Source organism: Serratia sp. K-E0102 (assembly GCF_029962625.1).
GTDB classification, from domain to species: Bacteria; Pseudomonadota; Gammaproteobacteria; order Enterobacterales; family Enterobacteriaceae; genus Serratia; species Serratia sarumanii.
In genome coordinates this window covers 1,882,883-1,907,301 of the sequence record NZ_CP124754.1, presented here as the reverse complement: position 1 = coordinate 1,907,301, position 24,419 = coordinate 1,882,883, and the positions used below count along the sequence as shown (strand labels likewise).

Annotated in this window: 26 protein-coding genes and 3 tRNA genes; 12 read left to right on the top strand and 17 right to left on the bottom strand. The window is 58.4% G+C overall.

Going from position 1 to position 24,419, the window contains the following annotated elements:
* The first annotated feature begins 13 nt into the window (after positions 1–13).
* From proP to SSARUM2_RS09085, 3 genes are all read left to right on the top strand, one after another.
* The gene (gene proP, locus SSARUM2_RS09095) at positions 14–1,516 is read left to right on the top strand and encodes a glycine betaine/L-proline transporter ProP (protein ID WP_033638006.1); all 1,503 of its coding nucleotides are present in this window, start codon (positions 14–16) and stop codon (positions 1,514–1,516) included.
* Between the two features lie 140 nt (positions 1,517–1,656).
* Entirely contained in the window at positions 1,657–1,794 is a 138-nt protein-coding gene (locus SSARUM2_RS09090; RefSeq protein WP_162062229.1) for a hypothetical protein, read from the top strand.
* A gap of 91 nt (positions 1,795–1,885) precedes the next feature.
* On the top strand, positions 1,886–2,155 hold the full coding sequence (locus tag SSARUM2_RS09085; protein ID WP_033646469.1) for a hypothetical protein: 270 nt from the start codon (positions 1,886–1,888) through the stop codon (positions 2,153–2,155).
* A 67-nt stretch (positions 2,156–2,222) separates the two neighbouring features.
* Here SSARUM2_RS09085 and SSARUM2_RS09080 read toward each other — a convergent pair whose 3' ends face one another.
* The 3 genes from SSARUM2_RS09080 to SSARUM2_RS09070 all read right to left on the bottom strand — a co-directional run bounded on the left by SSARUM2_RS09080 (position 2,223) and on the right by SSARUM2_RS09070 (position 3,615).
* Positions 2,223–2,774, bottom strand: coding sequence for a hypothetical protein (locus SSARUM2_RS09080; protein ID WP_033638004.1), 552 nt, complete (start codon positions 2,772–2,774; stop codon positions 2,223–2,225).
* Positions 2,740–3,021, bottom strand: a complete 282-nt coding sequence (locus SSARUM2_RS09075; RefSeq protein WP_033638003.1) for a hypothetical protein — start codon at positions 3,019–3,021, stop codon at positions 2,740–2,742. Before SSARUM2_RS09075 ends, SSARUM2_RS09080 begins: the two co-directional genes overlap by 35 nt.
* 141 nt (positions 3,022–3,162) lie before the next feature.
* Complete coding sequence (locus SSARUM2_RS09070; RefSeq protein ID WP_060438845.1) at positions 3,163–3,615, bottom strand: PaaI family thioesterase; 453 nt, start codon at positions 3,613–3,615, stop codon at positions 3,163–3,165.
* A gap of 231 nt (positions 3,616–3,846) precedes the next feature.
* Here SSARUM2_RS09070 and SSARUM2_RS09065 point away from each other — a divergent pair, with 231 nt between their 5' ends.
* On the top strand, positions 3,847–5,187 hold the full coding sequence (locus SSARUM2_RS09065) for an anaerobic C4-dicarboxylate transporter (RefSeq protein WP_060438846.1): 1,341 nt from the start codon (positions 3,847–3,849) through the stop codon (positions 5,185–5,187).
* A gap of 178 nt (positions 5,188–5,365) precedes the next feature.
* On the opposite strand, the gene SSARUM2_RS09060 is transcribed toward SSARUM2_RS09065, so the two are convergent.
* The 6 genes from SSARUM2_RS09060 to uvrY form a co-directional block, all read right to left on the bottom strand.
* Positions 5,366–5,451: transfer RNA gene (locus tag SSARUM2_RS09060), tRNA-Leu, on the bottom strand.
* A 10-nt stretch (positions 5,452–5,461) separates the two neighbouring features.
* Positions 5,462–5,535 (bottom strand) — tRNA-Cys (locus SSARUM2_RS09055).
* 674 nt (positions 5,536–6,209) lie between these two features.
* Positions 6,210–6,285, bottom strand: a tRNA-Gly gene (locus SSARUM2_RS09050).
* Between the two features lie 144 nt (positions 6,286–6,429).
* Positions 6,430–6,978: a CDP-diacylglycerol--glycerol-3-phosphate 3-phosphatidyltransferase gene (gene pgsA, locus SSARUM2_RS09045; RefSeq protein ID WP_033637960.1), complete on the bottom strand. Its 549-nt coding sequence runs from the start codon at positions 6,976–6,978 to the stop codon at positions 6,430–6,432.
* Between the two features lie 58 nt (positions 6,979–7,036).
* Positions 7,037–8,869, bottom strand: coding sequence for an excinuclease ABC subunit UvrC (gene uvrC / locus SSARUM2_RS09040; protein ID WP_033637959.1), 1,833 nt, complete (start codon positions 8,867–8,869; stop codon positions 7,037–7,039).
* Positions 8,862–9,518: a UvrY/SirA/GacA family response regulator transcription factor gene (uvrY, locus tag SSARUM2_RS09035; protein WP_004927947.1), complete on the bottom strand. Its 657-nt coding sequence runs from the start codon at positions 9,516–9,518 to the stop codon at positions 8,862–8,864. The genes uvrC and uvrY overlap by 8 nt, the downstream gene beginning before the upstream one ends.
* Positions 9,519–10,221: 703 nt before the next feature.
* On the opposite strand from uvrY, the gene SSARUM2_RS09030 reads away from it, so the two are divergent.
* The gene (locus tag SSARUM2_RS09030) at positions 10,222–10,446 is read left to right on the top strand and encodes a DUF2594 family protein (RefSeq protein ID WP_004927950.1); all 225 of its coding nucleotides are present in this window, start codon (positions 10,222–10,224) and stop codon (positions 10,444–10,446) included.
* A 121-nt stretch (positions 10,447–10,567) separates the two neighbouring features.
* Positions 10,568–10,909, top strand: a complete 342-nt coding sequence (locus SSARUM2_RS09025; RefSeq protein WP_033637958.1) for a GlpM family protein — start codon at positions 10,568–10,570, stop codon at positions 10,907–10,909.
* A gap of 18 nt (positions 10,910–10,927) precedes the next feature.
* Here SSARUM2_RS09025 and SSARUM2_RS09020 read toward each other — a convergent pair whose 3' ends face one another.
* Both SSARUM2_RS09020 and SSARUM2_RS09015 read right to left on the bottom strand, forming a co-directional pair.
* Entirely contained in the window at positions 10,928–11,359 is a 432-nt protein-coding gene (locus tag SSARUM2_RS09020) for a hypothetical protein (RefSeq protein WP_033654185.1), read from the bottom strand.
* A 171-nt stretch (positions 11,360–11,530) separates the two neighbouring features.
* Positions 11,531–11,845, bottom strand: coding sequence for a hypothetical protein (locus SSARUM2_RS09015; RefSeq protein WP_033637956.1), 315 nt, complete (start codon positions 11,843–11,845; stop codon positions 11,531–11,533).
* Positions 11,846–12,389: 544 nt separating this feature from the next.
* On the opposite strand from SSARUM2_RS09015, the gene SSARUM2_RS09010 reads away from it, so the two are divergent.
* A complete protein-coding gene (locus SSARUM2_RS09010; protein WP_033637955.1) occupies positions 12,390–12,749 on the top strand; it encodes a hypothetical protein in 360 nt (119 codons plus the stop codon).
* A gap of 41 nt (positions 12,750–12,790) precedes the next feature.
* Here the strand turns inward: SSARUM2_RS09010 and SSARUM2_RS09005 are convergent, their stop codons facing one another.
* The 4 genes from SSARUM2_RS09005 to SSARUM2_RS08990 are packed head-to-tail and all read right to left on the bottom strand — an operon-like array spanning position 12,791 to position 16,380.
* Positions 12,791–14,059 carry an FAD/NAD(P)-binding oxidoreductase gene (locus SSARUM2_RS09005; RefSeq protein ID WP_060438847.1) on the bottom strand — a complete coding sequence of 423 codons (1,269 nt, stop codon included), beginning with the start codon at positions 14,057–14,059 and terminating at the stop codon, positions 12,791–12,793.
* Positions 14,052–14,312: a (2Fe-2S)-binding protein gene (locus SSARUM2_RS09000; RefSeq protein WP_033637952.1), complete on the bottom strand. Its 261-nt coding sequence runs from the start codon at positions 14,310–14,312 to the stop codon at positions 14,052–14,054. Before SSARUM2_RS09000 ends, SSARUM2_RS09005 begins: the two co-directional genes overlap by 8 nt.
* The gene (locus SSARUM2_RS08995; protein ID WP_060418427.1) at positions 14,309–15,433 is read right to left on the bottom strand and encodes an FAD-dependent oxidoreductase; all 1,125 of its coding nucleotides are present in this window, start codon (positions 15,431–15,433) and stop codon (positions 14,309–14,311) included. The genes SSARUM2_RS09000 and SSARUM2_RS08995 overlap by 4 nt, the downstream gene beginning before the upstream one ends.
* Positions 15,433–16,380 (bottom strand): 4-hydroxyproline epimerase, encoded by a 948-nt coding sequence (locus SSARUM2_RS08990; protein ID WP_060453021.1) that lies wholly within the window; start codon positions 16,378–16,380, stop codon positions 15,433–15,435. The genes SSARUM2_RS08995 and SSARUM2_RS08990 overlap by 1 nt, the downstream gene beginning before the upstream one ends.
* Positions 16,381–16,769: 389 nt before the next feature.
* Here SSARUM2_RS08990 and SSARUM2_RS08985 point away from each other — a divergent pair, with 389 nt between their 5' ends.
* The 5 genes from SSARUM2_RS08985 to SSARUM2_RS08965 all read left to right on the top strand — a co-directional run bounded on the left by SSARUM2_RS08985 (position 16,770) and on the right by SSARUM2_RS08965 (position 23,067).
* Complete coding sequence (locus tag SSARUM2_RS08985) at positions 16,770–17,624, top strand: AraC family transcriptional regulator (RefSeq protein ID WP_033637947.1); 855 nt, start codon at positions 16,770–16,772, stop codon at positions 17,622–17,624.
* A gap of 208 nt (positions 17,625–17,832) precedes the next feature.
* Positions 17,833–18,753: a dihydrodipicolinate synthase family protein gene (locus SSARUM2_RS08980; protein ID WP_033654192.1), complete on the top strand. Its 921-nt coding sequence runs from the start codon at positions 17,833–17,835 to the stop codon at positions 18,751–18,753.
* Between the two features lie 54 nt (positions 18,754–18,807).
* Positions 18,808–20,424, top strand: a complete 1,617-nt coding sequence (locus tag SSARUM2_RS08975; protein WP_060453022.1) for an aldehyde dehydrogenase (NADP(+)) — start codon at positions 18,808–18,810, stop codon at positions 20,422–20,424.
* Positions 20,425–20,468: 44 nt separating this feature from the next.
* Positions 20,469–22,034 carry an APC family permease gene (locus SSARUM2_RS08970; RefSeq protein ID WP_060429904.1) on the top strand — a complete coding sequence of 522 codons (1,566 nt, stop codon included), beginning with the start codon at positions 20,469–20,471 and terminating at the stop codon, positions 22,032–22,034.
* A 19-nt stretch (positions 22,035–22,053) separates the two neighbouring features.
* Positions 22,054–23,067 (top strand): Ldh family oxidoreductase, encoded by a 1,014-nt coding sequence (locus tag SSARUM2_RS08965; RefSeq protein ID WP_033654194.1) that lies wholly within the window; start codon positions 22,054–22,056, stop codon positions 23,065–23,067.
* A 45-nt stretch (positions 23,068–23,112) separates the two neighbouring features.
* Here the strand turns inward: SSARUM2_RS08965 and SSARUM2_RS08960 are convergent, their stop codons facing one another.
* A complete protein-coding gene (locus SSARUM2_RS08960) occupies positions 23,113–23,793 on the bottom strand; it encodes a hypothetical protein (protein WP_047568129.1) in 681 nt (226 codons plus the stop codon).
* A 177-nt stretch (positions 23,794–23,970) separates the two neighbouring features.
* Positions 23,971–24,399: a universal stress protein gene (locus SSARUM2_RS08955; RefSeq protein ID WP_033637941.1), complete on the bottom strand. Its 429-nt coding sequence runs from the start codon at positions 24,397–24,399 to the stop codon at positions 23,971–23,973.
* Positions 24,400–24,419 lie beyond the last annotated feature (20 nt).

Below are 24,419 nucleotides of genomic sequence, written 5' to 3'. Positions count from 1 at the left end.
AAGGGATGATTATATGAAGTTAAGAAAAAAACGACATAAACCGATGCACATTAACGACATCACCATCATCGATGACAGCAAACTCAAGAAGGCGATCACCGCGGCGGCCCTGGGCAACGCGATGGAGTGGTTCGACTTCGGCGTATACGGCTTTGTCGCCTATGCGCTTGGCCAGGTCTTCTTCCCCGGCGCCTCTCCCGGCGTGCAAATGATCGCCGCGCTGGCGACCTTCTCCGTGCCCTTCCTGGTGCGTCCGCTCGGCGGCCTGTTCTTCGGCGCCATGGGCGACAAGTTCGGTCGCCAGAAAGTGCTCTCGATCACCATTATCATTATGGCGGTCAGCACCTTCTGTATCGGCCTGATCCCGTCCTATGCGTCGATCGGCATCTGGGCGCCGATCCTGCTGCTGCTGGCCAAACTGGCGCAGGGCTTCTCCGTCGGCGGTGAATATTCCGGTGCGGCGATCTTCGTCGCCGAATACTCGCCGGATCGCAAACGCGGTTTTATGGGTAGCTGGTTAGACTTCGGCTCCATCGCCGGCTTTGTGATGGGTGCAGGCGTGGTGGTGCTGATCTCCAGCATCGTCGGCGAAGCCAACTTCCTCGACTGGGGCTGGCGTATCCCGTTCTTCATCGCCGCACCGCTGGGCCTGATCGGTCTCTATCTGCGCCATGCGCTGGAAGAAACCCCGGCGTTCCAGCAGCACGTGGACAAGATGGAAAAAGATGACCGCAACGCCATCGAAAATCCGCCGAAAACCTCGTTCAAAGAGATCGCGGCCAAACACTGGAAAAGTTTGCTGGTGTGCGTCGGTATCGTCATCTCCACCAACGTGACCTATTACATGCTGCTGACCTACATGCCGAGCTACCTGTCGCATAACCTGCACTACTCGGAAGATCACGGCGTTCTGATCATCATCGCCATCATGATCGGCATGCTGTTCGTACAGCCGGTAATCGGCCTGACCAGCGACCGCATCGGCCGTAAGCCGTTCATTATCGGCGGCAGCATCGGCCTGTTGGCGCTGGCGATCCCGTGCTTCATTCTGATCAACAGCAACGTGATTGGCCTGATCTTCGTCGGTCTGCTGGTGCTGGCGGTGCTGCTCAACTCCTTCACCGGGGTGATGGCCTCGATTCTGCCGGCGATGTTCCCGACGCACATCCGTTACAGCGCGCTGGCAATTTCGTTCAATATTTCGGTGCTGATCGCCGGTGCGACGCCGACCGCCGCCGCCTGGCTGGTCGAAGCGACCGGCAACCTGTACATGCCGGCCTACTACCTGATGGTTGTGGCGGTGATCGGTCTTATCACCGGTCTGTACATGAAAGAAACCGCCAACAAGCCGCTGCGCGGCGCGACGCCGGCCGCTTCGGATCGCTCAGAAGCGAAAGAGCTGCTGCAGGAGACCTACGACAACATCGAACAGAAAGTCGAGGACATCAACGCTCAGATCGCCGAATTGGAAAAGAAAAAGCAGATCCTGATCGACCAGCATCCCAAGCTGGATTGATCGGCGCGAAAACACAAAAGCCACCCGTTTGGGTGGCTTTTTTACTTTGATTTCAAAAGGAATAATGCGCAGCGCATTTTATGGCAAGCGGGATTGGTGGCACGCTTTGCCGCACGCCTTTATTAATGAAGAACATAATCATGAGCACGATGGATCTTTCCATCATCATCGGCATCCTGGTTATGCTCGCCCTGTGGCTTGGCGCACTCTTCAACATCGGTGATATCACCTTGAGCATTTCACGTCTGTTCCACTGGATTGAAAGCCAACGCGGCTAACCCCATGCCGACGGCGGAAAACATCGGCTATGATTGAAAGACCTTACCGCCATTTTCCGAGACTGTCGCTCGCGATAAAGAGGACCGCATCATGACCGACTATGCGTTCTACAATCAGATCCTGACCCGGCTGGCCGCCAATCACCCCGGCACGCTGGATGAAAAAACCTATGAACTGTGGAAACAAGACGCCACCAGCCCGCACGCCTTCGCCGATCCCTTCGCCTATCTCAAAACCAAGGGCCTGATACAGGCCTATGTGATGAGCGACATCGACGAGAACAACTATGATATCGACCCGCATCAAACGCGGATCACCGCCGCCGGTCTCGAGTTCATTCGCAACGGCGGGTTCAAATAAGGGGGATACCCGCCAACAAAAAACCGCCAGACGGCGGTTTTTTTACTCTAAAAGCGGGCGAACCGGCTCAGGCGGGGAAAGGCCGGTAAAAAATGCGCAGCACTTCGTTGTCGCCCTGGCGTAAAAAACCGCCTTCCGGCTGCCAGCGCAGATCGCGCGCCAGATTGAGATTTTCCCAGCCGACCGCGCCCCCCACGCCGATGCAAAGATTTTTATTGCCGGCGGCAAAGCCTGCACCGGTGCCGATCATGGCATGCAGCAAACGGGGCGCCGTCGCGTCACGCAGGGAAAATATGCCGATAAAACATCCCTGCGGCGCGCGCAACATATCGGCCATGGTGCGGATCTCGGTATCGTCAGGGCTGACGAAATGTTTGTATTGCTTATCGAATACCGTCTGCCACAGCTGCTTGTATTTCGCCTTGCTAAGCGCGCCTGAACGGTGGGCGCACAGCACCACCGCATCCCAGCACATCTCCCCGCTCAGCGAAAGATACTCTTCCGTATCGGCTTGCGGCTTGTCGGCGTAATGCCGCGCAAATTCAGCCGCATTCAAATGCGGCGGCACGGCCTGTTTGGCAACGTCACTCTTGTAGCGTTTGAAATTCAACCAATGCATGGGAAGTATCCTCTTCATCCGCTAGATTTATGAAGCTGAAGCCGTGGACGAGACGAGCCATCAAATCCAGGGCGTCGTCGGCGATGGCCGTTTCGTCGTCATTCAACCCCTGTTCCACCGACCGCTCAATCGCGTTCATCACCGCCGGAGCGCTGGTTTCCTCCCCCTGCGCCACCACGTCTAATACGGCTTTGCCGATCGCCAGACAAAGCTCATGATCAAACTCAACCTCTTTATACGGCTGCATAATCACTCCGATAAATTTTTACCCAAGAATACTAGACCACAATGGCGTATCGCGCCTGTCATCGTAGCGTAGCAATCTATGCAGCCGAAGAGAAATGCATCGGGCCCCGGGTTGATAGCCCGAAGCCCGATAACGAGCAGGTTATTGCGGTGCTTGTTCGGTGGGGCGAATGATAAAACAAGTGGCGGTTGCCGAAGCCAGCAGCTTCCCTTCCGCCGTTTTGAGCGTGCCTTCAGCGAAAGCGACGCTCTTCGCCGCATAGACCAGACGCCCCTCGGCGATCAGGTCACTCTCCTTCGGCACAGGGCGCAGCATTTTTACCTGCAGATCGACGGTGCCGTAACCTACGCCTGCGCCCAGCGTACTGTGCACCGCGCAACCGGTCACCGAGTCCAATACCGTGGCGGCAAAGCCGCCATGTACGCCACCCAGCGGATTCAGATGGCGCCCGTCTGCCCGCGCCACGATACGGATATACCCTTCTTCCACCGCAACCGGCTTCATGGGCACGGTTTCAGCGATCGAGGCCGCTGGGATCTTGCCGGCCATTGCAGCCTGTAACAGCGCCAGCCCGGTCATTTTTGTCGGGTCCATGGTTTTCTCCTCGGATCAGTAAACCTCTCATATAGTAGAGGTCTGACCTGTTGGCTTGCTTTTTCGTGCTGGTGGCTTCTTCCCCCTTGATTCACTGAGTGTGAGCACCATCACTCTTTAGCGTTAATAACCACAATTTTTTAGCGCCTTTAGATTTAAAACAATTTTCTGTTGTAACCGCCGCAGGAAACTGAACGCAGTTAAGTTCAACATTATTAAGGCGTATCTATCATGGATTTCTTTCTGCAATTAGCGGTTATATTGGCATGCCTGCTGTATGGGGCGCGCAAGGGCGGCATTGCGCTGGGGTTACTGGGCGGTATCGGGTTGATGATCCTGGTGTTCGGCTTTCACCTGCAGCCCGGCAAACCGCCGGTAGACGTGATGCTGGTGATCATCGCGGTGGTGGCGGCCTCCGCCACCCTGCAGGCCTCGGGCGGGCTGGACGTGATGCTGCAAATCGCCGAACGGATGCTGCGGCGCAACCCGCGCTACGTCTCGATCATCGCACCGTTCGTGACCTGCATTCTCACTATTCTGTGCGGCACCGGGCACGTGGTGTACACCATCTTGCCGATCATTTATGACGTGGCGATCAAAAATAACATCCGCCCGGAACGGCCGATGGCGGCCAGTTCGATCGGCGCGCAGATGGGCATTATCGCCAGCCCGGTTTCGGTAGCGGTCGTTTCACTGGTGGCGATGCTCAGCAGCTATACCTTCAATGGCCGCCATCTGGAATTCCTCGATCTGCTGTCGATCACCATTCCTTCTACCCTGTGCGGCATTCTGGCGATCGGCATCTTCAGCTGGTTCCGCGGCAAAGATCTGGACAAAGACCCGGAGTTCCAGACGTTCATCTCGGTGCCGGAGAACCATCGCTACGTCTATGGCGATGCCGCCACCTTGCTGGACCGGGTGCTGCCGCGCAGCAACTGGATCGCCATGTGGATTTTCCTCGCTACCATCGCCCTGGTGGCGGTGCTGGGGGCATTTTCCGAGCTGCGGCCCAGCTTCGGCGGCAAGCCGCTCTCCATGGTCCTGGTGATCCAGATGTGCATGTTGATGGCCGGGGCGCTGATCGTCATCATCACCCGCACCAACCCGGCGTCTATCTCTAAAAACGAAGTGTTCCGCTCCGGCATGATCGCCATTGTGGCGGTGTATGGCGTCGCCTGGATGGCGGAAACCATGTTCGGCGCGCACCTGGCGCAGATCGAAGCCACGCTGGGCGTGCTGGTGAAAGAGTACCCCTGGGCCTATGCGCTGATCCTGCTGCTGGTGTCGAAATTCGTCAACTCGCAGGCCGCCGCGCTGGCGGCACTGGTGCCGGTGGCGCTGGCGATCGGCGTCAACCCGGCCTATATCGTCGCTTCGGCGCCGGCCTGCTACGGCTATTACATTCTGCCAACCTATCCCAGCGATCTGGCGGCAATCCAGTTCGACCGCTCCGGCACCACCCGCATCGGCCGCTTCGTGATCAACCACAGCTTTATTCTGCCCGGCCTGATCGGCGTTAGCGTCTCCTGCGTCTTCGGCTGGATCCTCGCTGCGGCGTTCGGTTTCTTATAATTGGTACTGCGGAGCCCTGCGGGGCTCCCTGCAAGCAGGATGACAATCCATGGGCATGTGGTATGACAAAAAAGGGAAGAATACAGGTGTAACGCGAATTTCAGGCACAAAAAAACCGCCTCTCGGCGGTCTACGACATTACTACTTATTGCTTTGATTATTCGGTATTTTTGTTCCCTGGTACCCGGGGCGGGACTTGAACCCGCACAGCCATAAGCCGAGGGATTTTAAATCCCTTGTGTCTACCGATTTCACCACCCGGGCTCGGGAAAGTTGGAGGCGCGTTCCGGAGTCGAACCGGACTGGACGGATTTGCAATCCGCTACATAACCGCTTTGTTAACGCGCCTTTATTCTGTTTGCCTTTTCAGGCCAAAGCCGGTGATTCACCCACTTCGTTTTGTTCTTTTGATCGGCGATGTTGAAATCGCTTATCTTAATCATCTGATTCTTAAGTAATTTATTTCGTTACCGCCGAATCGATGGACTGCATTATGGACTAAACCCCCCACCTTGGCAACCCCCCGAAATAGCAAAAAGTTCTCTAACGCTTTCAACTGCTTATTTTGTGGGCGCACTGTTCACAATGCCAACGGAAAGGCAAGCGGAATGTTGATTTTATATGCATCGGTTCAGGGATTCACGGGCAAATCGGATCTTTTTTCTCGGCAGGAATCGCTTACCCGCGCCCTCTGCGGCTTTTCACTTGCTTATGGTGATGGGATATCAGGCATAACATTATCATGAATCTCCGGTGCCGCTGCCCCGAACGGCCAACGCAACTGCAAGGCTGGAGACTGACGTCAGATTGTGCACCGTACGGCGCCCAATCAAATGCGCCTGATTGCACCATGCAACGGATGCATCCTGGGGTATGAAAACGACAGCAGATATAGTGGCAATAATCGAGGTAGCAGGATGAAGAAGGGTTTCACCGGACGGCAAAGGAATAGAAAACGAAAAAGGGGCCGAAGCCCCTTTTCGCTTACCTGCCGAATCACGGGGATTCAACAGGATAATGTTTGGAGCGGGAAACGAGGCTCGAACTCGCGACCTCAACCTTGGCAAGGTTGCGCTCTACCAACTGAGCTATTCCCGCATTACCAGAACTGACTGATTTATTTGCTATCTTTCGGCAATTCATCGTTGTCGTCTGATGCGATGCATTCTACTTGCCTGACGTGATGAGTCAATAAAATTGTTGGCTCATCACGATCGTTTGCCGATTTTTGCAGCGTATCGATCACGGTTCCAGCAGATCGTTGCGCGCCGCTTTCAAATATTGGAACATCGACCAGAAAGTCAGCACCGCCGCGATATACAGCAAGCCAATCGCCACATACTCTACGGAGCGATCCGGCCGCCACAGCAAACCCACCAGCGACATCATCTGCGCCATGGTTTTCACTTTGCCGATCCAGGATACCGCCACGCTACTGCGCTTGCCAATTTCCGCCATCCACTCGCGCAGCGACGAAATGATGATTTCACGGGCGATCATGGTGGCCGCCGGCAGCGTGATCCACCAGCTGTGGTAGTGCTCCGCCACCAGCACCAGTGCCACCGCCACCATCACTTTGTCGGCGACCGGATCCAAAAACGCCCCGAAGCGCGTCGTTTGTTTCCAGCGGCGTGCCAGAAAGCCGTCAAACCAGTCGGTGACGGCGGCGAACACAAAGATAACGGCGCAAACCATCGGAGCCCAGTTGAACGGCAGATAAAACGCCAGCACAAAGAATGGGATCAGAACTACGCGAAACAGGGTAAGCCAAGTCGGTATATTCAATTGCATAATGCTACGGTAACTATCTGGCTAGAGTGGAAATTAAGAGTATGTTGCTACATTGCCCTCAGTGTTTCAATGCATTGTAGATCTTTTCTGCCAATGCTTGTGAAATACCCGGCACTTTTGCAATTTCCTCCACGCTGGCGTTCAACAAAGGTTGCAGTCCGCCCATATACTTCAACAGCACCTGGCGCCGTTTCGGCCCTACGCCTTCAATCAGCTCCAATGCGCTGGTATTTCTGACTTTCGCCCTTCTCTGCCGGTGGCCGGTAATCGCATGATTGTGCGAATCGTCGCGGATATGTTGGATCACATGCAGCGCCGGCGAATCCGGCGGCAGCGAAATCCCCTCGCCTTCCGGCACGAAGAACAACGTTTCCAATCCGGCCTTGCGATCGGCGCCTTTGGCGATACCAATCAGCAGCGGCTTATTCTTGTCCCAGGTGACGTTCAGCGATTTGAAGACGTCGATCGCCATGCCGAGCTGCCCTTTACCGCCGTCGATAAAGATGACATCCGGGATCTTTTTCTCTTCCAGCGCCTTGCCGTAACGGCGCTTCAGCACCTGCGTCATCGCCGCGTAGTCATCGCCGGGAGTGATGCCGCTGATATTGTAGCGCCGATACTCCGCTCGCACCGGGCCGTTACCGTCGAACACCACGCACGAAGCCACGGTCTGTTCGCCCATAGTGTGGCTGATATCGAAGCACTCCATGCGGTTGATTTCCGTCAGGTTCAGCACCTTGGCCAATTCCGCCAGCCGCTGATGAATAGTCGACTGTTGCGAAAGCTTGGTGGTCAACGCCGTTGCCGCGTTGGTACGCGCCAGCTTCAGATAACGGGCGCGGTCGCCGCGCGGTTTGCTTTGAATTTGGATCTTGCGCCCCGCCAACTCGGAGAGCGACTCCGCAAGCAGGTCTTTTTCCGGCAGGCTGAAATCCAGCAGGATCTCGCCGGGCAGCGTGCGCGCCTGGCTCCCCTGCAGATAGAACTGACCGACAAAGGTCTGCACCACTTCGCCCATATCCGTGCCGCCCGGCACTTTAGGGAAATAGCTGCGGCTGCCCAGCACCTTGCCCTGACGGATGAACAGCACGTGCAGGCACGCCATACCGGCATCGAACGCCACGCCGATCACGTCCAGATCGTCGCTGTCGCCCGACACGAACTGCCGCTCGGTGACGCGGCGCACGGCCTGAATTTGATCGCGAATGCGCGCCGCCTCTTCGAAATTAAGCAGTTTGCTGGCTTCTTCCATACGCGCAATCAGCTGGTGCAATACCTGCTGATCTTTGCCCGAAAGAAACAGCCGTACGTAGTCCACCTGCTGCCGGTATTCTTCTTCGCTCACCAGGCCGGCAACACAAGGCCCCAGACAGCGGCCGATCTGATACTGCAGGCACGGGCGCGACCGGTTGCGATATACGCTGTTTTCGCACTGGCGGATCGGGAACAGCTTCTGCAGCAGCGCCAGCGTTTCGCGTACGGCGTAAGAGTTGGGAAAAGGCCCGAAATATTCGCCCTTGGCGTGTTTGGCGCCGCGGTGCACTGCCAAACGGGGATGGGTATCCGCACTGAGAAAAATCAGTGGGTAAGATTTATCGTCTCGCAAAAGAACATTATATCGCGGTTGGTACAATTTAATGTAGTTATGTTCCAACAGCAGCGCTTCTGTTTCGGTATGGGTAACCGTTACGTCTATTTGCGCGATATTTTTAACCAGCGTCTCGGTTTTACGGCTGCTGACCTGCTGCCTAAAATAGCTGGCGAGACGCTTTTTCAGGTCTTTGGCTTTACCGACGTAGATCACCGTACCCGTGGCGTCGTACATACGGTAGACGCCGGGCTGGCTGGTGACGGTACTCAGGAAGGCTTTGGCATCAAAACGGTCATTCACTGCTTAACAACGTCTCCGCATTGAACAATCCATGTCGGATGGCCAGGTGAGTCAATTCGACGTCGCCGCTGATATTCAGTTTGCTGAACATGCGGTAACGGTAGCTGTTCACCGTTTTCGGGCTGAGACTCAGTTGCTCCGAGATCTCATTCACCTTTTTGCCTTTGGTGATCATCAACATGATCTGTAACTCGCGTTCAGACAGGCAACTGAACGGCGTTTCAGCCTGCGGCTCCAGCTGACTCAGGGCCATCTGCTGGGCGATATCAGACGCGATATAGCGCTGCCCCGCATGCACGGAACGCAAGGCGTTAATCACTTCCTGCGGCGCGGCGCCCTTGCTCAGGTAACCGGCGGCACCCGCCTGCATCACCTTCGCGGGCAAAGGATTTTCAGTATGGATGGTCAACATGATGACTTTGACGTCGGGTGCATAACGCACAATCTTGCGCGTGGCTTCCAGCCCGCCAATGCCCGGCATATTCATGTCCATCAGCACGATATCGACAGCGTTGCCACGGCACCATTTTACGGCGTCTTCACCGCACTGAGCCTCACCGACAACTTTTATACCTTTGATATCTTCAAGAATGCGTCGTATCCCTGCGCGCACCAGTTCGTGGTCATCAACAAGAAGAACGCTAATCAAGGAAAAATCTCCAAAAAAAGGGAGTAACGCAATCGGCCTCTGTTTTCGCCAGAGATATTACTTGTTTTTCAGACAAGAATGAACACAGATTAATACATACTTTCGAATAACTTTGCGGAGCAGAGCTGATTTTTCAATTTTAGCCGTCTATGCCGCCGATAAATCGTCACGTTGGAAAAGATCGGACGACGAAAATAATTGCGCGGCGCTGCACCAAACACAGGATAGCGCGGCAATCATGTTGCGCGTGAGAAATCTGTGTAAGCAATCGCGACATGCATAATATTAACACGGCCGTTGGCTGTTTGTAATCATTTGATATTTAAAGGCGTAACAAAATCCGCCGCCAACGTGGGTTTGGCAACCCGCGTTCGAAACTATTATTCTCGGCAAACGCCGGTAAAATCGGTGTTCCCCGCCCAAATAATTATAATCCCCCCCATTGTTCAACAATAACGTGCCGGACAAATACTTGTTAACCACCTCGAAATAACTGGCCGACAGCGGATGATTCAGCATGGCAATGAGCGAACGTTGCCCACCCGCATGACCGGAGCAAGCCCGGTGCAGATGACGGACGCATGCTATGCTATACTCCGCGCCCAGTTAAATTCGCCGCTGCGCGCGGGGCAACGTTTAGCCCGCGCGCGGTGCGCCAAAGCAGCTTGTATCAGGCTACGGCCTCAAAAAATCAGGAGAGAAAATGAGCAACGTTGATTTCACTACGTCTGCAAACCCGGAAATCTTGGCGACCGAGGTTGCCTGCCTCAAAGCTACGCTGACGCTGATCTTGAAGTCGATCGGCCAGGCCGACGCCGGGAAAGTCATCATCAACATGGAACGTTTCATCGCCCAGATTGAAGATCCTACCCAGGCGGAAATCTTCAAGAACAGCATTCAGCAAATCAAGCACGCTTACCGTCAGTAAGCGTTGCATCCCAGACCCGCACTTCTTGTGGGTCTGCTTTTCACCGCGCTACGCCACACCCCATTGATCTTGCACGTGCTTTCGGGCAGTGTGTTGACTTTCCCCCACACCCGAGACCGTTATGGCCATCCTTGTCAAAGCGCTGATCGGCGCGCTGGTCGTGGTTCTGATCGGCCTGTTGGCCAAAACGCGCAACTATTATATCGCCGGTTTAGTCCCGCTCTTTCCCACTTTCGCCCTGATTGCGCATTACATTGTCGGCAACGAGCGTTCCATTGCGGCGCTGAAAACCACGCTGATTTTTGGCATGTGGGCGGTGCTACCCTACCTGGTGTATTTGATCTCGCTGTATTTCCTGATCAACAGTCTGCGGCTGTCGTTGGCTCTGGGGGCGGCGGTACTGTGCTGGATTGCGGCAGCGTGGCTACTCATTACGCTGTGGGGATGGTGGCAAGGGCGTTAACGCCCTTGCCAGGGCAGATTACGGTCGCCCCGCCTGCAAAATGAAGCCACGCTGCCGATCGCCGGCGATACGCAGATAGCGGCTTTCACCGGCGCGCAGCGTCATCGGTATACTGCCGCCGGTCTCACGCCAAATACACAGGTGATTCTCGATCATATCTTGCCCGATACTGACCGAAACATTGCCTGGCGGCACGCGAAACTCTGCTTTTTCTTTCGCCTCCAGCGAAGCGGCAAACTCCCCATTCACATAGACGCCGGTGCGGCAGCTGCCCGCCAGCATTCCGCTGTCGCGCACCACCACCACCGTGGCGTAAGGCGTATCCGGGATATTCTGATAGAGCATCAGACGGCTTGGGGGGGGCAACTCAGCCTGTTGCGGCGGCACGGCTTGGGTCGCACATCCCGTCAACAGTGCAGAGGCAAATAACAACGCGGCGTAATGCTTCATCCTTGGCTCCTGAAGAAAATAATGCTTATCGTAACAAGAGAATAGCTGTATCCAGTAGCATTCATACCGCAGAGACGAAAAAATCGGATAACTTCCCACTCCTCCCACGAACCTGCAGGGATAAGAAGATTCTGCATTAAAGCCATTGAAATAAAGGCGATTATTGCAGATTTAAAACTTGATCATGCCACGTTGGATATCTGCAGCAAAAGCGCCACTGACGTAACTGAAACCATCCTGCGTGACGTAAACCCGGGTATGGCCGGTCTCTGATAACACCGCCACCATATATCCCAGGGCGATCATTTCATGAGACGGAACGTTCATCGGAGTTAGAAATCCGCGGCTACGGCACCACTGATAAAAGCGAGTTCGCCCATATCCCAACACGGAGCCAACATCGGAGAGGTGCTTAAAAGTATCATAATCCTCTGATGGTGCAGGTAAACCGTCATGACTTTCAGGCGTTTTCTTTATCCCTGACAAAATAAACTCCTTTTTTGTAGCTGTCGCGAACGGTTATCCTTCCTCTGAACTGAATTTAAAAAATCCAAAATTAAAATGCAAATGAATTCCCTGTAACTAAAAATTCTCTTCTGGATAAAATCCGAAAATAAAACCCCATTAAAAAAACAGAAATAAAAAAATAGGGTATTAATACCGAGAATTAAATTCTTGGCATGGGTAAATATCCTAAATAAAGATAATATTCAAACCAGCCAAGAAAATACTTAGCCTGCATATTATTTCTCTACTCATAACGATGCAATGAAGCTCGGATCCTTGCGGCAAAAAGAGAATGAATAAAACCAGCGCCACATCGGCCTGCCCTCGCCATGAGGTCGCCGCTTCCTACAGACTTCACTCAATGCGCCACATCCTCTCTCAAAGCGGCACTTCCTCAATCATACCTAAACAATAACCATTATCATTTCCAATTATTGCGCCAGTTTATTACACTGCCCTACCTCACCGGTTAGGAACATTCCTAGTCAGCGAGCCTCAGGATAGAGAAAGAGTTAGGGACACCATGAAGAATTGCCGTTGTTTGATTGCCTTGCCGTTATTGATGTTGACCGCCTGCACCCAATGGGAAAGGCCCGGCGCGGTTGAGAGTACCCGAAATGCCGAATATGCCGAATGCCGCAGTCGCGGCTACGAACGTTTTCCGCCGGACGTGGTGCGGGACGTGGAGTTCAGCTACGAAAACAAATACATTCCTTGCGAGAAAAATAAGAAAGACTGTCCATCGGGATACCGCTATGACAAGGAACCGTCGATTAAAACAGTGCAAACCGATCGCAATCAGTCCGCACGAGACGCCACCATCGAAGCCTGCATGTACGGCAAAGGCTGGCGAGAGAAAACCTACTATTGGCCGCAATGGTGATATAGCGGCGTTTGCCGGGTGCGGAATGCCCGCTAACCCATTCAGCCGTCGTCGTCATCGCCAAGCAGCCCCAGCGCAACCAACGTTTCCGCTCTGACCGGCGTTAAAGGCACACGCGGCGGCGGCAAAGGCCAGCCAAAAAGCTGCCTCGCCGCCGTCGCACAAACTTTACCCTGACATGCCCCCATGCCACAGCGGCTGCCCAGCTTGGCCGTGTGCCAATCCGGTTGATGACGCACCTGTTCCAGCATGACGTCTTCACAGCGGCACAGCAGCGTTTGTGGTTTGGCCAGCGAATCCAAACGCTCATCGAGAGCGAAGGCACTGGCCGCCGCCATGGCGAAACGCCGCCATCGCCGCCGCTGCGCCGCCAGGCGATCCGCCTTTTCCCGCTGCCCGGTGGCAGCATAACCGGCGATGGTGCCCTCGGTGAGCGCCAATTCACTGCCGCCGATGCCGGTACATTCCCCAGCAGCAAAAATTTGCACCTGGCTGGTTTGCTGCCAATGATCCACCGCTACGGCGTCGTGTTCTATCCGACACCCCAGCAGCATCGCCAACTCAATGTTCGCCACCAGACCAAAACCGCAGGCCAACCTGTCGCAGGCGATCGTTCTTTCCCGCCCGCCGTTATTGACGCGCACCGCGGTTAAACGTTCTTGCCCCAACGCCGCCTGCACCCGGCTGCCGGCACGGTAACGATGCGGCATCAGAGAAAACGCCTGACGCAGCTTGCCTGGCCAACGCCACAGGCCGCCGGTGAACGCCGCCAACCGCCAAAGCGGCGCCTGCTCAGCCACCAGCACCACCTCGCCTCCGGCCTGTTTCACGCTGTTCGCCACCGCCAACAGCAGCGGCCCGCTGCCGGCTATCGCCACTCGTTCGCCGCGGATAGCCAGCCCTTGCTTGATTTGCGCCTGTAGACCACCGGCGCCGGTCACCCCCGGCAGCGTCCAGCCGGGGAACGGCAGCAGAAGTTCACGCGCGCCATTGCATAGAATCAGCTTTTGATAGCGAATCACGCCGCAGCCTTCGGCGTCTTCATATGCCAATCGGTTAGCGCCACACTGCGCCACCAGCTTGCAACCGGGCTGCAGCGCAATATTTTCCTTCGTCGCCACCGCCTGCCGATAGCGGTTCGCCGTTTCAGGCAAAACCACCTGTGGCCCATCGCGCCAAATTTGCCCGCCGGGATGCGGATTATCATCAATCATTCGCACCTGGCCACCGCTTTCCGCCGCGGCCAGCGCCGCCGCCATGCCGGCCGGCCCGGCACCGACGATCAGCACCTCACAGTCTAAGTTACTCATCATCGCTCCTCTCAATGCGCATGCCGGCTTGGCACAGCGTTTGGCACGCCAGGCGACGCAGACCGTTAATGGTCACACGGCATTCCTGACAAACGCCCATGCCGCAAAAGGGAGCGCGCGGTTGATGTGAAACAGACAACCGACAACGATCGTCACCGCACAGGCTGAGCGCCGCAGCAACGCTGAGACCAACCGGCACCCGCCGGTGCTCGCCATCGATGCTCAACGTGATCGTGTTTTGTCTTTCATTCATACAGGCAGCTCCTCGGCGGCAAACGCCCGCGCCGCCAAATACGGGGAATCGTCAATCTCCGGCGTTTGCCGGCCGATCTGCGCAGCGATCAGCGCAGCGCTGCCGAGGGCGGTCGTGACGCCCAATCCCTCGTGCCCCAGTGCCAGCCACAGCCAGGAATACCGTGGATGCGCGCCCAACAGCGGCAGCCCGTCGGCGGAGGCGGCGCGCAGCCCGGTCCAGCAGCGAATGATGTTCATCTGCGCCAGTGCGGGCAAGAAATGCTGCGCACGCGCAAGCATCGCCGCCAACAGCGGCATGTCCAACGCCGAATCGACGGCGCCGAACTGGCGAGAAGAACCGATCAGCCATTGCCCGGTGGGCCGTGCCTGCACATTGAATGCCACCGACGTGCCGTCGCTGGCATGCGCGCTGGCCCCATACCCCAACTCCACCAGTTGATGCCGCACCCGCGGTGGGTAGCGATCGGTGATCGCCAGATGGCCCTTTTTGGCGTGCAGCAAAGTCTGCGGCAATAGGCCATTGGCCCCAAGGCCGCAGGCCAGGAGCACCACCGGCGCGGCCAGGCGCCTGCCGTCCGCCAGCCGCACGGCTCCCTCTTCCAGCGCTGCCGCTTCGCCGTGCACCACGTCGATTGCCGCACCACCGTCGGCCAACAGCCAGCGAGCCGCGAGCGGCGCATACAGAATGCCGTCGCCCGGCACCCGCAGTCCGCCGGCCAGGCCGTGCCGCAGCATCGGCTCCATGGCGGCGATCTGTTCCGCCGTCAGCAATTCCGCGGCCACGCCCTGCTCCGCCAGCCGCACCCGCTTTTGCTCGGCGATGGCCATTTCATCCGCTTTATCCGCCAGCCATAGCGTTCCGCAGCCGCGCCAGGCACACGCTTGCGGCATGCGCCCCGCCACTTCACGCCATAACCGCAGCGAATAAGCGCTCAACGCCAGCTCGGCCGGATTATCGTCCATGCACACCAGATGCCCCATGCCGGCGGCGGTGGCGCCGGCGCGGCGATCGTCCACCACCGAGACGCGATAGCCTTCCCGCGCCAACCGCCAGGCGCAGGCGGCGCCGATGATGCCGGCGCCGACCACGATGACATCGGCTCCCCGCTCGGCGCCCATCAGCGTATTCCCCAGACGAAGGGATCGCGTTCGTCGAGCAGCAGCTGGCTATCGGCGCACACGTAGGCCTGCCCGCGAATAAAGGGGGCGATGCGATCGCCTTTCCAACGATAATAGGCCTGGAATTCGCTGCCGATCACGCTGGCCTGCCGCCACTGCGTGTTCGGCGGCAGTTTGCCGTCCGCCGCCAGACACGCCAGTTTGGCGCTGGTGCCGGTGCCGCACGGGGAACGATCATAGGCTTTACCGGGGCACAGCACGAAGCTGCGGCTGTCGGCCTGCGGATCGTCACCGAACAGTTCGATATGGTCTATCGCTCCGCCGTCTTCACCGTGAATGCCCGCCAGTTCCAACGTCTGCCGCACCGCCCAGGTGAACGCGGTCAACGCCTCCAGATTTTGTTTATCGATGGACAACGGCGACTCGCCGATCAGGAAGAACCAGTTGCCGCCCCAGGCGATGTCACCCGTCACCGGCCCGTAACCCGCCACCTCAAGCCGCACCTGGCGGCGGTAACGATAAGCCGCCACGTTCTCTACCGTGACGCTGCCGTCCTCGTGCAGCGTGGCGTTTACCGGGCCGACCGGGGTTTCTATCAGATGGCGCCCGGCGTGGATGCGCCCCAGGTGCGCCAGCGAAGCGATCAGCCCGATAGTGCCGTGCCCGCACATGCCCAGATAGCCGCTGTTGTTAAAGAAGATCACCCCGGCGGTGGCCTGTGGCGAGCAAGGTCGGCACAGCAACGCCCCCACCAGCACGTCATTGCCGCGCGGTTCGAGCATCACCGCGCAGCGCCAATCATCATAATGTTGCGCGAAGCGCGCCCGCCGTTCCGCCATGCTGCCCGCGCCGAGATCGGGAAAACCTTCCACGATCAGGCGGGTCGGCTCTCCGCCGGTATGAGAATCGATCGCCCGCAAAGCGGTGATATGCGCAGAAAGTGCCATCGGCGTCTCCTGAGTTAATGAGATGTTACCAATAGCGTTAGCCTGAACGAATGTGGGCTTAACGGCTTGATGCGTTTCGGCGCGGCGAATGAAGAAATCAGCATAGTGACAAAAGTCAGGCCTGACGCGTTGCGGGCATGATATTAACGAATGCCATAACAATAACTTATTTATCATGGTGTTACTTTCATGCTAAATCTCCGCATGACGAGAAACGCCGCAGTTTTCAAGCAACCGCCACGCGCCGTCCGGCAAAAGTATGCGGCAATCCGCATATTTGGCAGGTGGCCGGAAATAGCGCTTGATTCGTTACAGAAAAGTTAATATTGATGCGAAGACATCAACCTGACCCGCCTGTTTTCCCGGCTAACGACCGAAAAGGGACTGCTATGAGATCCACTTCAGACTATCAGCCTCCGGTTTCTCTCTCGCCGCCTTCACTCGTGGGGCTGCCGGAGCAGGAGGACGTTTTTGCCGTCGAACATCTGTCACGCCTGTGCGACGGGCTGGCGCAGCAGCGCCCGAACAACCTGCGCGATCTGCTGAATACGCTGGCGCTGATCGCGCCGTTGCTGAACGCGATCCCCAACGTGGTGTTCTTTATCAAAGACGCCCAGGCCCGCTACCTGCTGGCCAACCTCACGCTGGCCAGGCGCTGCGGTTTCAAAACCGTCACGCCGCTGCTGGGCAAAACCTCCGCCGACGTTTTTCCCGCTCAGCTCGGATCCGGCTATACCGAACAGGATCTGCGGGTATTGCGCCACGGCGTGCTGATCCAGGATCAACTGGAAATGCACCTGTACAACGGCCGAGAAACCGGCTGGTGCCTGACGCAAAAGCTGGCGCTGTATGATGCGCAGGGAAAAATCATCGGTATGGCGGGTATTTCTCACGATCTGCAGGAGGCCAGGGCCAATCACCCGGCCTACCAACGGCTGGCAGCGATCGACGTACACATCCGCCGCCACTATGCCCGGCCGATCGCGCTTGAGGAGCTGACGGCACTGACCGGGTTGTCGGTGGCGCAGATCGAGCGCTACTGCAAACGTATCTTCCACCTCACCCCGCGCCAGATGATCCATAAAGTGCGGCTGGAAAAGGCCACGGAACTGCTGGCCGGCGATCTGCCGATCACCGACATCGCGCTGCAGTGCGGCTACACCGATCACAGCGCCTTCAGCCGTCAGTTCAAAGCGATGACCGGCTCCACGCCGCGCGATTTCCGCCTGACGCTTTCCGCTTAACGCGCTGATTTACCTGGTTATCCCCCTCTTTTCACGGTGCGCCGGCGCCCAGATTTTTCACGCCCGCGTTCCGCCGGCATTGTGCCAATTTCGTCGCGGCAATCGGCGAAAAGCGTCAAGCCTCCCTGCGCAATACCGGTCAATCTGTCGGTGAGCCTTACCAAAGATTCACTTTTCATTAACACTTACGGATGACAGGACAAACACGATGAGCCATAAAGCCATAAGCTGGAGCGGCGTATTCCCGGCGGTGACGACCCAGTTCCGCAACGATTTCTCTCTGGATCTCGACGCCACTCATACGGTGATCAAAAACCTGGTGCGCGACGGTGTCTCCGGCCTGGTGGTGTGCGGCACCGTCGGTGAAAATACCTCAATGACGGTGCAGGAAAAGCTGGCGGTGATCGAAGTAGCGAGAGACGCCGCCGACGGTAAAGTGCCGGTGATCGCCGGCATCGCCGAGTTCACCACCGCCTTCGCGCAGAATATGGCGCGTGAAGCGCAAAAGGCCGGCGTCGACGGGATTATGGTGATGCCGGCGCTGGTCTACTCCGCCAAGCCGCACGAAACCGCCGCGCATTTCCGCAGCGTCGCCGGCGCGACCGATCTGCCGATCATGGTCTACAACAACCCTCCCATTTACAAAAATGACGTCACGCCCGACATCCTGACCTCGCTGGTCGACTGCGAGAACATCGTGTGCTTCAAAGACTCGTCGGGCGACACCCGCCGCTTTATCGATCTGCGCAACGAAGTCGGCGATCGCTTCGTGCTGTTCGCCGGGTTGGACGATGTGGTGCTGGAAAGCATCGCCGTCGGCGCGCAAGGCTGGATCTCCGGCATGTCCAATGCCTTCCCGCGCGAAGGGGAAACCCTGTTCCGGCTGGCGAAGGAAAAACGCTATGAGGAAGCATTGGCGCTGTACCGCTGGTTCATGCCGCTGCTGCACCTCGATGCCCGCCCTGACCTCGTGCAGTGCATCAAGCTTTGCGAGCAGCGAGTCGGCCGCGGCAGCGCCGTCACTCGTCCGCCGCGCCTGGCGCTGCAGGGGGAAACGCTCAGCGAGATCAACGCCATGATCGATAAAGCGCTGGCCACTCGCCCAGCGCTGCCGAACGTCGGCCTGTAACGCCTTCACCGCCCGGCCATGCCGGGCGTCATGCTTTCTCTACCGGGGGAACCGATGCCCAACGCTCGCTATGCCGCCATCAGCGGCCAACAATTTATCGGCGGCCAGCGCCGCGCCGAAGGGGAAGCGGCGCTGCTCAGCCTGCGCGCCGACGACGGTCAGCCGACCGGCTACCGCTTCCACCAGGCCACGGCGGCAGAAACCGCCGCCGCCGCCGAAGCCGCCGCCGCGGCTTTTGCGCCCTATTCGCAGCTCAGCGCGGAACAACGCGCTAACTTTCTCGACGCCATCGCCGAGGAGATAGACGCGTTGGATGATGTTTTCTTCGCCTTCGCCATGCAGGAAACGGCCTTGCCCCAGGCGCGGTTGAGCGGCGAACGCGCCAGAACCAGCGGCCAGATGCGGCTGTTCGCCACGCTGCTGCGGCGCGGCGACGTCGAGGGCGTGCGCATCGACTGCGCGCTGCCGCAGCGTTCCCCCCTGCCGCGCCCCGATCTGCGTCAATACCGCACGGCGCTCGGCCCGGTGGCGGTCTTCGGCGCCAGCAACTTCCCGCTGGCGTTTTCCACCGCGGGCGGCGACACCGCCGCCGCGCTCGCCGCCGGCTGCCCGATCGTGTTCAAGGCGCACAGCGGCCATATGATCACCGCGGAGCTGACCGCTCAGGCGATCGAGCGCGCACGGGAACGCACCGGGATGCCCGCCGGCGTCTTCAACATGATCTTCGGCAACCGCGTGGGGGCCGATTTGGTCCAACATCCGGCGATTCAGGCGGTGGGATTCACCGGCTCGCTGCAAGGTGGCCGGGCGCTCTTCGATCTGGCGACGCAACGCCCTCAACCTATCCCGGTCTTCGCCGAAATGTCGAGCATCAACCCGGTAGTGATCCTGCCCAAGGCGCTGGCGCGGCGCGAGCAGCTCATCGCACAGGAATTGGTCTCTTCCTTCACGCTCGGCTGCGGTCAGTTCTGCACCAAGCCCGGCGTGATCGTCGCGCTGCGCGGCGCCGCCTTCGAGCGGCTGACCGAAACGATGAGCGCCCTGGTCAACGCCGCCGAGCCGCAGCCGATGCTAAATGCCGGCACGCTGGAGCACTACCGTCACGGGCTGGCGGCCCTCGATGCCCACCCGGGTATGCGGCGTCTGGCAGGCCGCAGCGAAACGCCCGCTCTTCGCGCGGCGGCGCAGCTTTATCAGGCGGAGGGGGCGCTGCTGCTGCAGGCCGACCCGCTGCTGCAACAAGAGGTCTTCGGCCCGGTCAGCATCCTGGTGGCGATGGATGACGAAGCGCAGCTGCATGCGGCGCTGGCGGCATTGCAAGGCCAGTTGACCGCCACGCTGCTGGCGGACGATGACGATCTCGCGATGGCCGCCGGGCTGACGTCGCTGTTGGCGCGCAAAGCCGGTCGGGTGCTGTTCAACGGGTATCCGACCGGGGTGGAAGTGTGCGACGCCATGGTGCACGGCGGCCCTTATCCGGCCACCAGCGACGCGCGCGGCACCTCGGTAGGCACGCTGGCCATCGAGCGTTTCCTGCGGCCGGTCTGTTTGCAAAACACGCCCGCAGCGCTGTTGCCGCCGGCGCTGCAGGACGCCAACCCGCTCAACCTGCTACGGCTGGTGAACGGCGTTTACACCCGAGATCCCCTGGTTTCACCTGCCCAAAATTAGCCCGGCCGCATCTGCCTGCCACTCAATAACAAAAGGGTAATACCATGACAACCCAAGGCAAATTCAAGAAGCAGCTTACGCTCACCGATCTGACGTTCATCGGTCTGGGCGCCATCTTCGGCTCCGGCTGGCTGTTCGCCGCCAGCCATGTCTCCTCCATCGCCGGCCCGGCCGGCATCTATTCCTGGCTGATCGGCGGCCTGGCGGTGCTGCTGCTCGGCATCGTCTACTGCGAGCTGGGCGCCGCCCTGCCGCGCGCCGGCGGCATCATTCGCTATCCGGTATTCTCACACGGCGAACTGATGGGTTATCTGCTGGGATTTATCACGCTGATCGCCTTCTCCAGCCTGATCGCCATCGAAGTCGTCGCCGCCCGGCAGTACGCCGCCGCCTGGTTCCCGTTCCTCAGCCAGCCGGGTTCCGGCGACCCGACCCCGGTCGGCTGGCTGGTGCAGTTGGCGCTGCTGTGCTTTTTCTTCGCGCTCAACTATTACAGCGTCAAAACCTTCGCCAAATCCAATAACCTGATTAGCGTGCTGAAGTTTCTGGTGCCGCTGCTGGTGATCGTGGTGTTGTTCAGCTTTTTCAAACCGGAAAACCTGCACAGCCAGGGCTTTGCCCCCTTCGGTTCCGCCGGCGTTGAGGCCGCCATTTCCGCCGGCGGCATCATCTTTGCCTACCTCGGCCTGACGCCGATCATTTCGGTCGCCAGCGAGGTGCAACGGCCGCAGCGCACCATTCCCATCGCGCTGATCCTGTCGGTGGTGCTGTCCACCATCATCTATGTGCTGCTGCAGATAGCGTTTCTCGGCAGTATCCCCAGCGAGATGCTGGGCGGCGGCTGGGCCGGCATCAGCCAACAGTTCTCTCTGCCGTTCCGCGACATCGCCATCACGCTCGGCATGGGATGGCTGGCGTTTCTGGTGGTCAGCGACGCGATCGTTTCGCCGAGCGGCACCGGCAACATCTATATGAACGCCACGCCTCGCGTGATCTACGGTTGGGCGCGCGCCGGCACCTTCTTCAAACTGTTCACCCGGGTGGATGGCGACTCCGGCATCCCCCGCCCGGCGCTGTGGTTGACCTTCGCTCTCTCGGTATTCTGGACGCTGCCGTTCCCGTCGTGGGAAAAGCTGATCGGCGTGGTGTCCGCCGCCCTGGTGCTGAGCTACGCCATCGCCCCGGTCACCGCCGCCGGGCTGCGGCGCAATGCGCCCGATATGCCGCGTCCGTTCCGGGTGCGCGGTTTCTGCGTGCTCGGCCCGCTGTCGTTTATCATTTCGGCGCTGATCGTCTTCTGGTCCGGCTGGGACACCGTCTCCTGGCTGCTCGGCTTGCAGATCCTGATGTTCTTCATCTACATCCTGTTCAAGAATCAGGTGCCGACCCATGCCGTTAGCCTCCGGCAGCAAATTTGGTCCTCGCTGTGGCTGATCGTCTTCTATGCGCTGGTGATCGGGCTTTCCTATCTCAGCAGCTTTGGCGGCATCGGCGCTATTGCCCACCCGTGGGACACCCTCACCATGGCGGTGATTGCGCTGGCGATTTACTACTGGGGCGCCTATACCTGTTTACCCCAGGCCAATTTTATCGGCGATGAAGAAGAATGAACTCGGGGAGGACATCGAAATGACATCCATGCACGTGCTGTCGCTGGAACAGGCTTATCAACTGGCGTTGCGTACGCTGCGCAGCAACGGTTTCAATCCGGCGCATGCCGAGGCGGTGGCGCAAAATGTCACCCAGGGTGAACGCGACGGCTGCGCTTCTCACGGGCTATACCGGCTGTTGGGCTGCGTGCGATCGCTGCGAGCAGGCAAGGTCTCTGCCGATGCGATGCCCAGGTTGTTCGACCAGGCGCCGGCCATCTTGCGCGCCGACGCCGGCGGCGCGTTTTCCCTGCTGGCCTACCGCACCGCTCTGCCGGTCTTTATCGAGAAGGTGCGCGCCAATGGCATCGCCGCGCTGGCGATCAACCGCTGCGTGCATTTCTCCGCGCTGTGGGCCGACATCGAACCGCTAACCGAACAGGGGTTGGTGGCCTTGGCCTGCACGCCCAGCCACGCGTGGGTGACGCCGGCCGGCGGTTCGCGACCGCTGTTCGGCACCAACCCCATCGCTTTCGGCTGGCCGCGTGCGGATCGGCCGCCGTTTTTGTTCGACATGGCCACCAGCGCGGCGGCGCGCGGCGAAATCGAACTGCATCGCCGCGCCGGCACCCCGCTGCCTGAAGGCTGGGGCATTGATAAGGCGGGCAATCCGTCCACCGATGCCGCCAGCGTGCTGGAGGGGGCAATGCTGACCTTCGGCGGGCATAAGGGCTCGGCGCTGGCAGCGATGGTGGAGTTGTTGGCCGGGCCGCTGATCGGCGATATGACCAGCAAGGAATCGCTGGCCTATGACGACGGCACCGGTTCGTCGCCTTACGGCGGTGAGCTGATCATCGCGTTGGATCCCGAGCGTTTTCTCGGTGCGGATAAGGCGAAATATTTCGCCGGAGCAGAGGCGATGTTTGCCGATATGCAGGCGCAAGGCGCACGCATTCCCGGCGAACGCCGTTATCGGCAGCGGCGCCAGAGCGAGCAATACGGCGTGGAAATCCCCAGGACGTTGTACGACGAAATCGTGGCGCTGTGCGATTAGCGCCGGGTTAATGCCCCGCGCCGGCAACCCGGCGCGGGGAAAGGCTTATCCTGCCTGAGCCAGATCGCTGTGCAGGCGCTTGCGCCACACCGGTTTGGTGTCCCAGCGGGCAAAGTGTTTCGCCTCTTTACCCGGCTGCACCTGATGCCACATATCTTCTTGCCACCGGATCGGTTCCTTTCCTCGCAACGTTGGGCGGGTCTGTTTAATCGTCCGTTGCAAGACGCCCGCTTCCTCAGCGGTAATGGGCGGCGCCTGTCTGGCGGCATCCAGCGCCCGGCTTCCCAACGGCGCCATCACCTGATACAACACGTTGACCTGCTGCAGCGTCGCTTGCTGATTATTGCTCATTCCCTTACCCGACCAACCGTCGAAGTTTTCGCCGGGATCGTCCCCCTGCGCGCGATATTCGTTACCTGGCCCCTCGACGATATTCCATCCTTGCCAGGTCACCAGAGTGTGTAATCCATCGCGATCCTGCAGATTTTTATTTTTGATCTGTTTGAGCACCTCGGCGCGGTTTGGCACACCGATCAGGTTCATAAACTCGTCCAGCGCGTCCCAATGCTGCCCCGCCACCAGTCCATTCCAGACATTACGCAAACAGTTCCAGGGAATGGTGTGATGCCAGGTCAGCGTAATAAGCGGCTTGGTTGACGCATGCTGCCAACGGCTCGGTTCACTGCCCCGATCGCCTCTGATAATCCCATCGACTTCTAATGGCATAGCTGCCCCTCTTCTGGCTGAAATGAAGAATATGCGCAAAGCCGGTGACCCGGTTGGCGTAAAAACGTCAGCTAAAATCGTAGCAGCTCAGGCTGAGATGGCAATAAAGCGCCAGGCACGCTCTGCTGCCGGCCGGCAACCGCAGAACGCGCCCGAAAACGGTGGGCTTAAGACGGATTATCTGACCACCATTACCGAAATATTGGCATGGCGAACGATAGCGGCGGCGTTAGATCCCAGCAGATAGGTTTTCACGCTCGGGCGACGCGAACCGATGATGATCAGATCGGCGTCGATCTCTTCCGCCAGTTCCAACACCTGATCGCGTGCAGAGCCGAAGCTGACGGTGTAATTGAGGCGATCCAACGGCAGATCGATTTCCGACATGATTTTCTTCAGTTTATCCACCGCCTTCACTTCCGCCTGATTCTCAAACTCCTTGAGACCGAACGAATAGGCAGTAACAAAAGCCGAGGCATCCGGTAGCGCATGGAAGAAATGCACTTTAGCGCCGGACAGCTTCGCCAAATATTCCACATGCTTCAGCGCATGCTCAGTCAACAGATCCTCTTCAATATCGATCGGCACTAAAATAGTCTTGTACATATCACGTCCTTTCTATGTAA

Bases quoted from the DNA above. Each gene is read 5' to 3' on its own strand.
- proP (WP_033638006.1), top strand. From the start codon at position 14: ATGAAGTTAAGAAAAAAACGACATAAACCGATGCACATTAACGACATC.
- SSARUM2_RS09090 (WP_162062229.1), top strand. From the start codon at position 1,657: ATGAGCACGATGGATCTTTCCATCATCATCGGCATCCTGGTTATGCTC.
- SSARUM2_RS09085 (WP_033646469.1), top strand. From the start codon at position 1,886: ATGACCGACTATGCGTTCTACAATCAGATCCTGACCCGGCTGGCCGCC.
- SSARUM2_RS09080 (WP_033638004.1), bottom strand. From the start codon at position 2,774: ATGCATTGGTTGAATTTCAAACGCTACAAGAGTGACGTTGCCAAACAG.
- SSARUM2_RS09075 (WP_033638003.1), bottom strand. From the start codon at position 3,021: ATGCAGCCGTATAAAGAGGTTGAGTTTGATCATGAGCTTTGTCTGGCG.
- SSARUM2_RS09070 (WP_060438845.1), bottom strand. From the start codon at position 3,615: ATGGACCCGACAAAAATGACCGGGCTGGCGCTGTTACAGGCTGCAATG.
- SSARUM2_RS09065 (WP_060438846.1), top strand. From the start codon at position 3,847: ATGGATTTCTTTCTGCAATTAGCGGTTATATTGGCATGCCTGCTGTAT.
- pgsA (WP_033637960.1), bottom strand. From the start codon at position 6,978: ATGCAATTGAATATACCGACTTGGCTTACCCTGTTTCGCGTAGTTCTG.
- SSARUM2_RS09030 (WP_004927950.1), top strand. From the start codon at position 10,222: ATGAGCAACGTTGATTTCACTACGTCTGCAAACCCGGAAATCTTGGCG.
- SSARUM2_RS09025 (WP_033637958.1), top strand. From the start codon at position 10,568: ATGGCCATCCTTGTCAAAGCGCTGATCGGCGCGCTGGTCGTGGTTCTG.
- SSARUM2_RS09020 (WP_033654185.1), bottom strand. From the start codon at position 11,359: ATGAAGCATTACGCCGCGTTGTTATTTGCCTCTGCACTGTTGACGGGA.
- SSARUM2_RS09010 (WP_033637955.1), top strand. From the start codon at position 12,390: ATGAAGAATTGCCGTTGTTTGATTGCCTTGCCGTTATTGATGTTGACC.
- SSARUM2_RS09005 (WP_060438847.1), bottom strand. From the start codon at position 14,059: ATGAGTAACTTAGACTGTGAGGTGCTGATCGTCGGTGCCGGGCCGGCC.
- SSARUM2_RS09000 (WP_033637952.1), bottom strand. From the start codon at position 14,312: ATGAATGAAAGACAAAACACGATCACGTTGAGCATCGATGGCGAGCAC.
- SSARUM2_RS08995 (WP_060418427.1), bottom strand. From the start codon at position 15,433: ATGGGCGCCGAGCGGGGAGCCGATGTCATCGTGGTCGGCGCCGGCATC.
- SSARUM2_RS08990 (WP_060453021.1), bottom strand. From the start codon at position 16,380: ATGGCACTTTCTGCGCATATCACCGCTTTGCGGGCGATCGATTCTCAT.
- SSARUM2_RS08985 (WP_033637947.1), top strand. From the start codon at position 16,770: ATGAGATCCACTTCAGACTATCAGCCTCCGGTTTCTCTCTCGCCGCCT.
- SSARUM2_RS08980 (WP_033654192.1), top strand. From the start codon at position 17,833: ATGAGCCATAAAGCCATAAGCTGGAGCGGCGTATTCCCGGCGGTGACG.
- SSARUM2_RS08975 (WP_060453022.1), top strand. From the start codon at position 18,808: ATGCCCAACGCTCGCTATGCCGCCATCAGCGGCCAACAATTTATCGGC.
- SSARUM2_RS08970 (WP_060429904.1), top strand. From the start codon at position 20,469: ATGACAACCCAAGGCAAATTCAAGAAGCAGCTTACGCTCACCGATCTG.
- SSARUM2_RS08965 (WP_033654194.1), top strand. From the start codon at position 22,054: ATGACATCCATGCACGTGCTGTCGCTGGAACAGGCTTATCAACTGGCG.
- SSARUM2_RS08960 (WP_047568129.1), bottom strand. From the start codon at position 23,793: ATGCCATTAGAAGTCGATGGGATTATCAGAGGCGATCGGGGCAGTGAA.
- SSARUM2_RS08955 (WP_033637941.1), bottom strand. From the start codon at position 24,399: ATGTACAAGACTATTTTAGTGCCGATCGATATTGAAGAGGATCTGTTG.